Annotated in this window: 8 protein-coding genes; 5 read left to right on the forward strand and 3 right to left on the reverse strand. The window is 66.5% G+C overall.

Translation table 11 applies throughout. The features are described from left to right. The first annotated feature begins 106 nt into the window (after positions 1-106). Positions 107-3709, forward strand: coding sequence for an EAL domain-containing protein (locus tag U5A52_RS13465; protein ID WP_321935009.1), 3603 nt, complete (start codon positions 107-109; stop codon positions 3707-3709). A gap of 27 nt (positions 3710-3736) precedes the next feature. Here the strand turns inward: U5A52_RS13465 and U5A52_RS13470 are convergent, their stop codons facing one another. Continuing rightward, positions 3737-4132 (reverse strand): acyl-CoA thioesterase, encoded by a 396-nt coding sequence (locus U5A52_RS13470; protein WP_158758619.1) that lies wholly within the window; start codon positions 4130-4132, stop codon positions 3737-3739. Positions 4133-4433: 301 nt separating this feature from the next. On the opposite strand from U5A52_RS13470, the gene U5A52_RS13475 reads away from it, so the two are divergent. After that, positions 4434-6332: an ABC transporter ATP-binding protein/permease gene (locus U5A52_RS13475; protein WP_321935168.1), complete on the forward strand. Its 1899-nt coding sequence runs from the start codon at positions 4434-4436 to the stop codon at positions 6330-6332. 30 nt (positions 6333-6362) lie between these two features. Here the strand turns inward: U5A52_RS13475 and murU are convergent, their stop codons facing one another. Together murU and U5A52_RS13485 are read right to left on the reverse strand one after the other, a co-directional pair. Beyond that, on the reverse strand, positions 6363-7124 hold the full coding sequence (gene murU, locus U5A52_RS13480) for an N-acetylmuramate alpha-1-phosphate uridylyltransferase MurU (RefSeq protein WP_321935010.1): 762 nt from the start codon (positions 7122-7124) through the stop codon (positions 6363-6365). A gap of 11 nt (positions 7125-7135) precedes the next feature. Further along, on the reverse strand, positions 7136-8209 hold the full coding sequence (locus tag U5A52_RS13485) for an aminoglycoside phosphotransferase family protein (protein WP_321935011.1): 1074 nt from the start codon (positions 8207-8209) through the stop codon (positions 7136-7138). A gap of 246 nt (positions 8210-8455) precedes the next feature. Between U5A52_RS13485 and U5A52_RS13490 the strand changes: the two genes are divergently transcribed. The 3 genes from U5A52_RS13490 (at position 8456) to pdxA (ending at position 13354) form a co-directional block, all read left to right on the forward strand. After that, on the forward strand, positions 8456-10840 hold the full coding sequence (locus U5A52_RS13490) for an LPS-assembly protein LptD (protein WP_321935012.1): 2385 nt from the start codon (positions 8456-8458) through the stop codon (positions 10838-10840). Between the two features lie 101 nt (positions 10841-10941). Further along, positions 10942-12309, forward strand: coding sequence for a peptidylprolyl isomerase (locus U5A52_RS13495; protein WP_321913683.1), 1368 nt, complete (start codon positions 10942-10944; stop codon positions 12307-12309). A gap of 22 nt (positions 12310-12331) precedes the next feature. Next, on the forward strand, positions 12332-13354 hold the full coding sequence (gene pdxA / locus U5A52_RS13500) for a 4-hydroxythreonine-4-phosphate dehydrogenase PdxA (protein ID WP_321913684.1): 1023 nt from the start codon (positions 12332-12334) through the stop codon (positions 13352-13354). Positions 13355-13360 lie beyond the last annotated feature (6 nt).

Consider the following 13360-nt stretch of genomic DNA (forward strand, 5'->3'; position numbering starts at 1 on the left):
GCCCTGCCGTTATTTCGGGTTGGCGCGTCAGGCGCCGACCGGTCGCGCGCAGTCGTGACCCATCATCCCGCGCTCACGGCGCGGGTGCGAACGACGCTCGGCATTCATGAACCTTCTTTTTTCGAAGCGCCAACTTATCAATCTGGCCGTCGTTGCGGCGGCCGTGGGCGCGAACGCTTTTGTCGCGTGGACGCAGATCGACGGTCAGCGCCAGATCGACCTGCGCGCGAGCCAGGCGGCGACGATCCGTCACGACCTCGACCGCTATCGCGATGCCCTTGGCAGCGGTGTGAGCGCGCTGGGCCGCTTCGCGGTGCAGGGCGAGCCGGAGTCGGCGGCCGCGCACGATGCGCGCGCCGTCATGCTCGACGAAACCGGCCGCGCACTGCGCGCGGAGCTGGCCGGCAATGCCGACCTCGCCGCCCGTTTCGATGCGTTGGCGGCGCAGGCCACTGCCATTGCGGGCGAGATCGACGTGACGCTCGCGCGCGCCGAGCAGCGCGTTGCCGACGAGCGCGGACAGGCTGCGGCGAACGGGACCGCGCCAGCGGCGGCGGCTCCGGCTGACGGCGCGGCCAACCAGGAATTCGGCACGGCAATGCCAGCCGATGCCGCACGTTCGCCCGCAGCGCCATGGGAATCGCGCGAGGCGCCCGCACGCAATGGCGCCGCCGCGAAAGCGGTTCAACCCGCGAACGCCGCAGACGCGCGCATGGCCGGCCATGTCGTGACCGGCACCATCTTGCCGCTGCACGCCGCGGCGGATGTGGCGGCGCGCGCCGTGACGCTCGATACGCTCACCGCGGCGCCGCTCGGCGCGAGCGTCGCGGCAAATATCGCAGCAAACGGCGTGGCAAATATCGCGGCAAGCAGCACCCAAAATCCCGTCACAGCGACCGCCGCGCCGCCTGCTGCGGCAACACCTCCAACCGCCGCTGTGCCCACAGCAGTACTCACGGCCAGTGTCGAAGCGCCGTCGCCTGCCACTGCCGCGTGGCTCGCCGGCGAATACATCCGCGTCGACAACCTCGTGGACCAGCTCGACGCCCGGCTCGCGGCGCTGCAACGCGCAGAGGATCTGGCGCTCGCCGCCGCGCTCGCCGACTCGGCGCGCTCGGGCGGCCGCGCCCTGTTGCTGCTGATCGTGACGATGCTCGCGGGTGGGACGCTGCTCATCTACACGTTCGGCGCGCGCGAAAGCGCCGCCCGCGAGAAGCTGCGCGCCGTGAGCGGCATGCGCCTGCGCAGCGAGCGCTTTCAGGGGCTGTTCGACGCGCACCCGGTGCCGATGTACGTGTTCGACCGCGAGACGCTGCGCTTTCTCGCCGTGAATAGCGCCGCGATCCAGCAATACGGCTACAGCGAGGAGGAGTTCCTCGCGATGACGATCCGCGACATCCGTCCCGCCGAGGACGTCTCGCGGCTCGAGCAACATCTCACGCGCTCGGACATGCTCACGCAGAACGTGCGCATGATGGCCGGCATCTGGCACCATCGCCGCCGCGACGGCTCGATCATCAGCGCCGACATCTCGCATCACTCGCTCACCTTCCTCGGCCGCGACGCCGTGTTCGTGCTCGCCGACGACGTCACCGAGCAGATCAAGGCCGAGGCGGAGGCGCAGCGCTCGAACCAGATGCTCGAGTCGGTGATCGACAACATCCCGCAGCGCATCTTCTGGAAGGACGCGCAATCGCGCTATCTCGGCTGCAACATGACGTTCGCGCGCGACGCGGGCCTCGCTTACCCCGAGCAGATCATCGGCAAGTCCGACGAAGACCTGCCGTGGCGCGCCTACGCCGACGACATGCGCGAACAGGATCGCGAGGTGATCGAGTCGGGCCTGCCGCGCATCAACTTCGAGGACGACCACACGATCGACGGCCTGCACCGCACGACGCTCACGAGCAAGCTGCCGCTGCTCGATGGCGACGGCCGCGTGATCGGCGTGCTCGGCTCGTACTCGGACACCACGGAAAGCAAGCGCGCCGACCTCGCGCTGCGCCTGCAAAGCCGCGCGCTCGACGCGTGCGTGAACGCCATTCTCATCACCGCGCCGGGTCCGGGCGGCAGCAATCTGATCGAGTACGCGAATCCTGCGTTTCGCCGCATCACGGGCTTCGATCCGGCCGAGGTGGTCGGCCAGGACTGCCGTTTCCTGCAACGCGACGACCGCGATCAGGACGGCCTCATCGCGGTGCGCAAGGCGCTGCTCTCCAATCGCGAAGTGAGCGCCGTGCTGCGCAACTACCGCAAAGACGGCGCGCTCTTCTGGAACCAGCTGCTGATCGCGCCGGTGCCCGATCTCGATGGCCGCATCACGCATCACATTGGCATCATCAACGACGTGACCGAGCTGATCCGCTATCAGGAGCAGCTCGAATACCAGGCGAACTACGACAGCCTCACGCTGCTGCCCAACCGCAACCTGCTGCGCGACCGGCTTCAGCACGCGCTGCTCGCGGCGCAGCGGCACGACACGGGCGTGGCCGTGGTGTTCATCGACCTCGACGGTTTCAAGAACGTCAACGACAGTCTCGGCCACAGCGTGGGCGACCGTCTGCTCGGCGTGGTGGCCGAGCGGCTTCAGCGTTGCACGCGCACGACCGACACGGTCGCGCGCCACGGCGGCGACGAGTTCGTGATCGTGCTCACCGACACCATTGACGAGAAGTCGCTGATCGGCTGGATGGAGCGCGCGCGCGCGCTGATCTCGGAGCCGGTGTGGATCGACGGCACCGAACTGTACGTAGGCTGCAGCATGGGCGCGAGCGTGTTCCCGCAGGACGGCAACGACGCCGAAACGCTCATGAAGAAGGCCGACGTCGCGATGTACCGCGCGAAGGACATGGGCCGCAACACGTTCCAGTTCTTCCAGCCGGAGATGAACGCGAATGTGGGTGCGCGCCTGAATCTCGAGCGGCGCCTGCGCCGCGCGCTGCGCGACAGCGAATTCCTGCTGCACTACCAGCCGCAGGTGGAGATCGAGGGTGGCCGCGTCGTCGGCATGGAGGCGCTCGTGCGTTGGCGCGACCCGGAGGTCGGGCTCGTGTCGCCTGCGCAGTTCATTCCCGTGGCGGAAGAAAGCGGCCTGATCGGCCCGCTCTCCGACTGGGTGCTACGTGAGGCGTGCCGCCAGAACCGGGCGTGGCAACTCGCGGGGCTGCCGCCCGTGCGCGTTTCCGTGAACTTCTCGGCGAAGACGTTCCACCAGCGCGACATTGCGCAGCTCGTGAAGGACGTGCTGCAGGAAACCGGGCTGGAAGCCTGCTGGCTCGAAATCGAGCTGACCGAGAGCACGCTCATGCGCAACGCGGAAGAAGCCGTGTCGATGTTGAACGAGCTGCACGCGCTCGGCATCGGCATTGCCATCGACGATTTCGGCACCGGCTATTCGAGCCTGAGCTACCTGAAGCGGCTGCCGGTGGACCGGCTCAAGATCGACCGCTCGTTCGTGGCCGACATCGGCACGAGCAGCGACGACGAAACGATCACGGCGGCCATCATCGCGCTTGCGCACGAGCTGCAGTTGCAGGTGATCGCGGAAGGGGTGGAGACGTCGGCGCAATTCGCCTTCTTGCGTGATCGCGCGTGCGACGAGCTGCAGGGTTACTTCTTCGCGCCGCCGCTACCCGGCGACGAGGCCGCGGCGCTGTTGCGCGCGAGCGCAACGTACGAGGAAGCGCCGGGGCTGGCGTGGACGGGCTAAGCCCGGCGCAGCGGCCGGGCGTGAGCGTTATTCAATCGGCGGCAGCTGGCGCGGGCGGCGGTCCGTGCCGGTCGCAACATAGGTGAGCGTGGCTTCCGTCACCTTCACGACCTCCTCCTGGAGGCGCATACGCTGCGCGTACACCTCGACCTCGACGGTCACCGAGGTGTTGCCGGTCTTGACGATGTCGGCGTAGAAGCTCAGCAGGTCGCCCACGAACACCGGTTGCTTGAACACGAACGAGTTCACCGCGACGGTCGCAACGCGTCCATTGGCGCGGCGGCTCGCCGGAATCGAACCGGCAATGTCGACCTGCGCCATGATCCAGCCGCCGAAGACATCGCCGTGAACGTTGGCGTCCGAGGGTTGCGGCACGACGCGCAGCGCGGGCGATTTTTGGGGGAGCGGGAAGGAGTCGGTCATCGGGCTTCCATGAAAAGGGATCGAACGGCGGACAGCATTGCGGCGCAGGCTGGAGGCAAGCGGGGCGCGCCCGGCGTGGCGTGCTCAGCGGCGCGCGCCGCCTTCTGCGACAATACGTTGATCAGGAATTGTACGGGAAAGCATAAGGTGCGGCGGCCGGGTCGATTAGAGCCTTCCACCTTCGCGAAACCCGTCGCCGATTACCCCACAAGACTCGCCGTGCCGCTTGCGCCGCGCCAGGCTCCGGTTGCTGAACCGGCTTTCGCGCGCCGCATTGCGCACGTTTCTCGCTGCTCGCCCCATGCGCCGCTTTCCCGCTTCCAACGAACCCGCACTGCCCGCCACCGGGCCGCGCAACGACTGGCAGACGATCGTTTCGCTGCTGCCTTACCTCACCGCCTACAAATGGCGCGTGGCGTTCGCGCTCACCTGCCTGATCGGCGCGAAGGTGGCCAACCTCGGCGTGCCGATCGTGATGAAACACATCGTCGACGGTCTCGCTTCCGTGCACCAGCTCACCGCGCTCGGTCGCGCGGAGCACGCGCCAGGCATCGTGCTCGCGGGCGGCGTCGGGTTGCTCGTGGTGGCTTACGCCATCGTGCGCCTCTCGACATCGCTCTTCACCGAGCTGCGCGAAATCCTGTTTTCGAAAGTGACCGAGAGCGCCGTGCGCCAGCTCGCGCTCAAGGTGTTCCGCCATCTGCACGCGCTCTCGCTGCGCTTTCATCTCGAGCGGCAAACCGGCGGCATGTCGCGCGACATCGAGCGCGGCACGCGTGGCATCACGCAGCTCATTTCCTACTCGCTCTACAGCATCCTGCCGACGCTCGTGGAAGTGGGTCTCGTGCTCGGCTTCTTCGTCGTGAAGTACGAGGCTTATTACGCGATCGTCACGCTCATCGCGCTCGTTGCGTACATCGTGTTCACGGTGAAGGTGACTGAGTGGCGCACGCACTATCGCCGCACGATGAACGAGCTCGATTCGCGCGCCAACGCGCGTGCGATCGACTCGCTCATCAACTACGAGACGGTGAAGTACTTCGGCAACGAAGAGTGGGAGACGAAGCGCTACGACGAGAACCTGCATCGCTACCGCAAGGCCGCGATCAAGTCGCAGCACTCGCTTTCCGCGCTCAACTTCGGGCAGCAGGCGATCATCGGCACGGGGCTCGTATTCATTCTCTGGCGCGCCACACAAGGCGTGATGGCGGGGCGGCTCACGCTCGGCGACCTCGTGCTCATCAACACGTTCATGCTGCAGCTCTACATTCCGCTGAATTTTCTCGGCGTGGTGTATCGCGAGCTCAAGCAGAGCCTCACCGACATGGACCGCATGTTCACGCTGCTCACCGTCGAGCGCGAAGTGGCCGACGTGCCCGGCGCACAGGCGCTTGCGGTGCGCGGTGGCGAGGTGCGCTTTTCGCACGTGAACTTCGCGTATGAGCCGTCGCGTCAGATTCTGCACGACCTGAGCTTCACGATTGCGGCGGGCACGACCACGGCCGTGGTTGGGCATAGCGGATCGGGCAAGTCCACGCTCGCGCGGCTCCTGTTCCGCTTCTACGATCTCGACCGCATGAGCAGTGGCGCGATCACCATCGACGGCCAGGATATCCGCGACGTCACGCAGGATTCGCTGCGTGCGTCGATCGGCATCGTGCCGCAGGACACGGTGCTGTTCAACGACTCGATCTACTACAACATCGCCTATGGCCGCCCGACGGCGAGCCGCGAGGAAGTGATCGCAGCGGCGCGCGCGGCGCATATTCACACGTTCATCGAAAGTCTGCCCAAGGGCTACGACACGCCGGTGGGCGAGCGCGGCCTCAAGCTTTCGGGCGGCGAGAAGCAGCGCGTGGCGATCGCGCGCACGCTGCTCAAGAATCCGCCCATTTTGCTGTTCGACGAGGCGACGTCAGCGCTCGACTCGCGCTCGGAACGGGCCATCCAGCACGAGCTCGACCAGATCGCGCGCGAGCGCACGACGCTCGTCATTGCGCACCGGCTCTCGACCGTCGTGCACGCGCAGCAGATCATCGTGATGGATCACGGGCGCATCGTCGAGCGCGGCACGCATGCGGAACTGCTGCGCGCGGGCGGACACTATGCGCAGATGTGGGCGCTCCAGCAGCAGAAGGCGGGCGATGTGCCGCAGTCAGAAGCTGGGCAAGTGGAGTTGCCGGCGGCGGGCGGAAACTGAAGCGCTCCGCGCGCCGGCGTTTGCAGGTTTTTAGCCGGGTTGCGCGTGAGTCGACGTGCGCAGCGCGGCGTCGAGCGCTTCGAGCTGCGCGGGCGTGCCGACGTTTTCCCAAACGCCTTCGTACAGTTCGCCGCTCACGCGTCCTTGCGCGATGGACTCGCGATAGTACGGCGTAAGCGCGCGCTTCGTGCCCGGCGCGAGATCGCGGAACATACGCGTGTCGTAGAGGCCGATATTGCCGAACGTGTAGCGCGGCGCGCCTTCGAGGGCGAGCCGGCCGTCAGCGTTCAGTGCGAAGTCGCCCTTCGGGTGGAACGGCGGGTTCGGCACCATCACGAGATGCATGCCCGGCTGCGCTTGCGCCGCGAGCGCTTGCGCGTGCGGGTTCAGACGCGCGAAATCGTAGGCGCTGTAGACGTCGCCGCTCACCGCGAGAAACACCTCGGGCGTGCCGTTCGACTCGATCAGCGGCAGCGCCTGTGCAATGCCGCCCGCCGTTTCGAGCGCGTCGTGCTCGGGCGAATAGTGGAGCATCACGCCAAAGCGCGCGCCGTCGCCGAGCGCGGCTTCGATCTGCGCGCCGAGCCAGGCGTGGTTGATGACGATGCGCGTGTAGCCCGCCGCGGCGAGCCGCTCGATCTGCCACACGACCAGCGGTTTGCCGCCCACGGCCAGCAGCGGCTTCGGGCAGGTGTCGGTGAGCGGACGCATGCGCTCGCCGCGTCCGGCGGCGAAGATCATGGCGGTTCGGCCGTGGCGCGCCTTGTCCCGCGTGTGATTCGTTTGGGTCATGACGGCCCGTTTCAGAAGGTGTAGGCGACTTCGACGGCGCTGCCCTGCAGTTCGTCGATGAGCCGTGCGAACGGCACGAGCGGGCGGTAGCGGTGCGCGACCTTGCTCGCGTAGTTGAGAAAGCGCGGCAGGTCTGCCATGTAATGCGGTTTGCTGTCGCGATAGTTGATGCGGCAGAAGAGGCCCAGCACCTTGATGTGGCGCTGCAGGCCCATCCACTCGAGCTGGCGGTAGAACTCGCCGAAGTCGGCGTCGACCGGCAGTCCCGCCTTCTTGGCGCGCTCCCAGTAGTGCGCGAAGCAGTCGAGCTCGAACTCTTCGTCCCAGCTCAGGAACGCGTCGCGCAACAGCGAGACGACGTCGTAGGTGATCGGGCCATACACCGCGTCCTGGAAGTCGAGCACGCCGGGGTTGGGCGTGGCGATCATCAGGTTGCGGGGCATGAAGTCGCGCAGCATGTAGCTTTGCGGCTGTGCGCGGGCGCTTGCCACGAGCAGCGCGAAGGTGCGATCGAGCACGCCGCGCGTGGCTTCGTCCACCTTGCGGCCCAGATGGCGCTCCAGATACCACTCGGGCATCAGCTCCATCTCGCGGCGCATGAAGGATTCGTCGAAGTCCGGCAGTACACCCGGCCGCGAGCTCGACTGCCAGCGGATCAACGCTTCGATGGCGTCGCGCATCAACTCGCGCGAGCGCGTGCCGGGGCCGGCTTCCTGCAGCGCTTTCAGGTAGGGCGCGGTGCCGAGATCGGTCACGAGCATGAAGCCCGCGTCGAAATCGACTTCGAGCACGCGCGGCACGTGGACGCCGGCGGCCTCGAGCATCTGCGCGATCTGGGCGAATTCGCGGCTTTTTTCGGGCGGCGGGGCGTCGACGGCGATCAGCGTCGCACCGTGCGCGCCCGCGCTAGCGAGCCGGAAATAGCGCCGAAAGCTCGCGTCCGCCGAGGCGGGGGCGAGCGTTGCGAGGTCGAGGGCGTACTGCCCGGCGTGGCTGCCGAGCCAGGCGGCGAGCAGGTCGCGGCGAGTGTCGGTCGCGGATGCGGCAGGTGAGTCGGCGGGAGAATGCGCGGCGGAAAAGGTCATGAAAGCCAGAGGCAAAATCAGTGGATCAACGTCTTGCCATATAATACCCCACGACTTTTTTGACGCGACTCGCGCCAAAGCCCGCATGACGGTTCGCTCGCCGCATTCATCGTCGCTCCAGGGTTCGATGAATTGTAATTAATTGTTTGCAGCCCGGCCTCGATCCGGTTTATCGGGAGGCGGGTGCCCAGGCGGGCCACCATCAAGCAGAGGGCAGGCGGCCGGGCCGATTCGCCAAAACCATACATGCCGCCCAGACAGTTTTTCCAGACGATCTCCCCTAGTGACGACGGCGTGCCGGGCAAGCGGCGGCTCATCGCGGCACTCCTGGCCGTACCGGGTCTGGTGCCCGCGCTCGCGCACGCCCAGCTCGCGGGCGCGGCCGCGCAGCCCCAGCAGCTGGACGGCCCGTGGAGCCTGCGGCTCGCGCCGCAACTCGAGGATCACCCCAACGCGACGGGCCAGCACCCGGCAACGTTCGTGCTCGGCGATTCGACGACCGGCACGATCGACACCGACCTCGCAGTGAAGGGCGCCGCGGAACTGCGCCAGGGCACGAACGTGGTGAAGGGCGACGCCCTGCACTACGACCAGGACACCGACATGGCCAATGCGTACGGCAATGTCGTGGTCGTGCAGAACGGCACGACGTTCACGGGGCCCGAGGCGCATTTGAAGGTCGAGGCGAACGAGGGCTTCATGCCCGCGCCGAAGTACCACTTCACGCTCACGGGCGGCTCGGGCAGCGCCGCGCGCGCCGACCTGCTGGACAGTGAGCGCTCGGTGCTCACGACCGGCACCTACACCGCGTGCCACTGCTCGACCAATCCGGCCTGGTACATCAAGGGCAGCGAGTTCGATTTCGACACCGGCAGCGACGAGGGCGTCGCGCACAACGCCGTGCTGTTCTTCCAGGACGTGCCGATCTTCGCGAGCCCGTGGCTGTCGTTCCCGCTTACGGGCGACCGCCGCAGCGGCCTGTTGCCGCCCACGTTCTCGGTCAGCTCGACGAACGGCTACGAAATCTCGCTGCCGTATTACTTCAACATCGCGCCGAACCGCGACTTCACGTTCACGCCGGAAATCATCTCGAAGCGTGGCGTGTTCCTGCAGGGCAACTACCGGTATCTCTCGACGAATTACTCGGGATCGATCACCGGCACCTTCCTGCCGGACGACGCGATCACGAAGACGAACCGCTACGCGCTGTTCATCCAGCACAACCAGAACTTCGGCAACGGGTTCGGCGGGTACGTCTACTACAACAAGGTCTCGGACAACACCTATCCGTCGGACCTGTCGTCGCCGGCCAACCAGTTCCTGAACGGTACGCAGACGCTGTACCAGCAGGAAGCCGGCCTCACGTACAACAACGGACCGTGGTCCGTGCTCGGCCGCTACCAGCACTGGCAGGTGGTCGAGTCGTCGACGCCGCCGTACGGCCGCGAGCCGCAGTTGAACGTGAAGTACGCGAAGTACAACGTCGGCGGCTTCGACTACGGCATGGAAGCCGACTATTCGCGCTTCCGCATCACGGAAGACAACGCGACCGAAGGCGACCGCGTCGTCTTCAATCCGTACCTGTCGTATTCCTTGATGGGGCCGGGTTACTTCGTCACGCCGAAGGTTCAGTGGCACTTCGCGTCGTACAACCTGAGCAACATCGGCCCGGCGGGCACGACCTTCGGTTCGCCCGTCGGTACGCCGAAGAGCTTTACCGAATCGATCCCGACCTTCAGCTTCGACACGGGCCTCGTGTTCGACCGCTCGGTCCACCTGTTCGGTCAGGACTACATCCAGACGCTGGAACCGCGCCTGTACTACGTGTACACGCCGTACCACAACCAGCAGTTCGCGCCCCTTTTCGATACCGCGGAGTCGGACTTCGGCCTCGCGGAGATCTTCACGCCGAACACCTTCGTCGGCAACGACCGGATTGCCGACGCGAACCGCATTACGGCCGCGCTCACCACGCGCTTCATCGACCCGGCTTCGGGCGACGAGCGCGCGCGCTTCGTGATCGCGCAGCAGTACTACTTCCAGGATCAGCGCGTCACGCTGAACTCCGGCGAAAGCACGAGTCAGGCGACGCATTCGGACCTGATTGCGGGTGCTGCGCTGAAAATCGGGGCTGGTTTCGCTTCGGAAACGGCGTTCCAATATAATGCCGACAACAACCAGCTCACGAAGGCGAGCATCGGTTTCGGGTACAGCCCGGGAACGAGCCGCGTGCTGAACGTGGCCTACCGCTACACGCGGGCGAACACCACGCTGGACTTCCAGCCGATCAATCAGGTTCTGATCTCGGCTCAATGGCCGTTCTCGCACCGGGTGTACGCCGTGGGCCGCTTCAACTACGATCTGAACGGCCATCGGATCGTCGACGGCCTGGTCGGCATGCAGTACGACGCCGACTGCTGGGTGCTCGGGATCGGCCTGCAGCGATACGCGAACGGGCTCAATACGTCGGGTACGCCGAATTCGTCAACGCGGTTTCTCGCGCAGCTCACGCTCAAGGGACTCTCGAACGTCGACAACGGGCTGGTGGCGGCGTTCAGGACGGCAGTGCCGGGGTACACGCAGCTGCCGGCCCAGTCGCCGCCGGATTCGCGCTTCACTGATTATCAATAACGCGTGATCCGGAGCGCATTGTTTGCACAAGGCGCCTCGGGGCAACGCGGTGTCGGTTGCATAGAGACGGGCGAAGCGTGCCCGCCAACATTGGAGTATCTGTGGGAATCATGAAAAAGCTTCGCCTGGCAGCGTACGCTGCGAGTCTCTTCGCCGTCGCAGGCGTGTTGCCGGCCGCGCCGGCGCAAGCTCAAGGTCTCCCGGCCGGCAACGGCCAGACGGTCGACACGATCGCCGCAGTCGTCAATGACGGCGTGATCACGCAGCGCGAGCTAGACAGCCGCGCCGAACTCATTTCGCATCGCCTTCAGCAGCAAAACGCGCCGGTTCCGCCCGCGGACCAGTTGCGCGCGCAGGTGCTCAACCAGATGGTGCTCGAGCGCATCCAGCTCCAGAAGGCCAAGGAAGACGGCATCACTGTCGACGACGCCTCCGTGCAACGCACGCTCGAGCGCCTCGCTCAGGCCAACGGCATGGATCTCGCCACCTATCGCGCGCGCATCGAGGCGGCCGGCGTGCCCTGGACCACGTTCATGAAGGACGCGCGCACCGAACTCACGCTCTCGAAGCTGCGCGAGAAGGAAGTGGACAGCAAGGTCACGGTGTCCGACGCCGAAGTCGCGAACTACATCGCGAGCCAGCGCGGACCGAACGCAGGCCAGTCGAGCGATCTGCACTTCCAGCACATTTTCATCAAGGCGCCGCTGAACGCCTCGGAAACCGACATCGAAGCCGCGCAGGCGAAGGCCAACGCGCTGCTCAAGGAAGCCCAGTCGGGTAGCAAGTTCGAGAGCCTCGCGAAGTCGAATTCGCAGGCGAGCGACGCAAGCAAGGGCGGCGACATGGGCTTTCTGCAGCAGTCGAAGCTGCCGCCCGAGTTCGTGACGGCCGCTTCCACCCTGCGTCCGGGCGAAGTGAACCCCACGGTGATCCGCACCAACGACGGCTTTGAAATCGTCCGCCTCGTCGAGCGCCGCCAGGGCCAGGGCACCGCCGCCGACGCGCCCAAGCTCGTGCAAACGCACGTGCGCCACATCCTGCTGCGTGTGGGCGACGGCATGTCCGAACCCCAGGCGCGCCAGAAGCTGCTTGAAATCCGCCAGGAAATCGCGGCGGGCGGCGACTTCGCCAAGTTCGCGCGCACTTACTCGCAGGACGGCTCGGCCTCGCAGGGCGGCGACCTCGGCTGGATCAGCCCTGGCGAAACCGTGCCTGAATTCGAGCGCGCCATGAATACGCTGCAGGACGGCCAGTTGAGCGAGCCGATTCGCACCGAGTACGGCTACCACTTGATCCAGGTGCTGGGCCGCCGCGACGCCGAAGGCTCGATCGCGCAGCAAATGGAACTCGCGCGCCAGGCCATCGGCCAGCGCAAGGCGGAGCAGGCTTACGCCGACTGGCTGCGGCAGCTGCGCGACAGCGCCTACGTCAGCTACAAGATCGCGGGCATGACGCCGCCGCACAACTAAGCAGTCACCCAGGGATCGAGCCATGAACGCCTCCGCATCGTCGTCGCCGGCTCCGCGGAGGGCGGGGCCGATCCGCATCGCCATCACCACGGGTGAACCGGCCGGCGTCGGCCCCGAACTGACCGCCGCCGCGCTGGCGGGCGCCTCGGCCCACTGGCCCGACGCGCAGTTCGTCGTCCTCGGCGACAGCGCGCTGCTCGAAGCACGCGCGAAAGCCGCGAGCGTCGACTGGGCCGCCGTGCTGGCGCACCAGCCTGTGCAGGTCGAGCATATCGCGCTCGCGACGCCAGCCAAGCCCGGCAAGCTCGACGCCGCCAACGGCCGCTATGTTCTCGCGCTGCTCGACCGCGCGATCGACGGCGCACTGGCGGGCGAATTCGACGCGATCGTCACCGCGCCGCTGCAAAAGAGCACCATCAACGACGCCGGTGTGCCCTTTACCGGCCACACCGAATATCTCGCCGAACGCACGCATACGCCGCGCGTGGTCATGATGCTGGCGGGCACCGGCGCGCGCCCGTTGCGCGTGGCGCTCGCCACGACGCATTTGCCGCTCAAGGACGTGTCGGCTGCGCTCACGGTCGAGGGGCTCGTTGAAACACTTGGCATCATCGATCATGACCTGCGTCATCATTTCGGCGTGCCGCTGCCGCGGATTCTGGTGACCGGCCTCAACCCGCATGCGGGCGAGAACGGCTACCTGGGGCGCGAGGAAATTGACACGATCTCGCCGGCGCTGGCCGCCGCCGCTGCGCAAGGTATTGACGCGCGCGGCCCTTACCCCGCCGACACGCTGTTCCAGCCGCGCTACCTGAAGGATGCGGACTGCGTGCTGGCGATGTTCCACGACCAGGGCCTGCCGGTCCTGAAATACGCGACGTTCGGCGAAGGCATCAACGTCACGCTCGGCCTGCCGATCGTGCGCACCTCGGTCGATCATGGCACTGCGCTCGACCTCGCCGGCACTGGCCGCGCGGACGCTGGCAGCCTGATCGCCGCCCTCGACACCGCCGTTTCGATGGCGCGCCACCGGCGCGCTATCTGATTGAAT

It is taken from the genome of Paraburkholderia sp. J8-2, from assembly GCF_905220195.1.
In the GTDB taxonomy this organism is placed as follows: Bacteria; Pseudomonadota; Gammaproteobacteria; order Burkholderiales; family Burkholderiaceae; genus Paraburkholderia.

Excerpts from the sequence above, each read along its gene's own strand:
- U5A52_RS13465 (WP_321935009.1), top strand. The coding sequence starts at position 107 with ATGAACCTTCTTTTTTCGAAGCGCCAACTTATCAATCTGGCCGTCGTT.
- U5A52_RS13470 (WP_158758619.1), bottom strand. The coding sequence starts at position 4,132 with ATGACCGACTCCTTCCCGCTCCCCCAAAAATCGCCCGCGCTGCGCGTC.
- U5A52_RS13475 (WP_321935168.1), top strand. The coding sequence starts at position 4,434 with ATGCGCCGCTTTCCCGCTTCCAACGAACCCGCACTGCCCGCCACCGGG.
- murU (WP_321935010.1), bottom strand. The coding sequence starts at position 7,124 with ATGACCCAAACGAATCACACGCGGGACAAGGCGCGCCACGGCCGAACC.
- U5A52_RS13485 (WP_321935011.1), bottom strand. The coding sequence starts at position 8,209 with ATGACCTTTTCCGCCGCGCATTCTCCCGCCGACTCACCTGCCGCATCC.
- U5A52_RS13490 (WP_321935012.1), top strand. The coding sequence starts at position 8,456 with ATGCCGCCCAGACAGTTTTTCCAGACGATCTCCCCTAGTGACGACGGC.
- pdxA (WP_321913684.1), top strand. The coding sequence starts at position 12,332 with ATGAACGCCTCCGCATCGTCGTCGCCGGCTCCGCGGAGGGCGGGGCCG.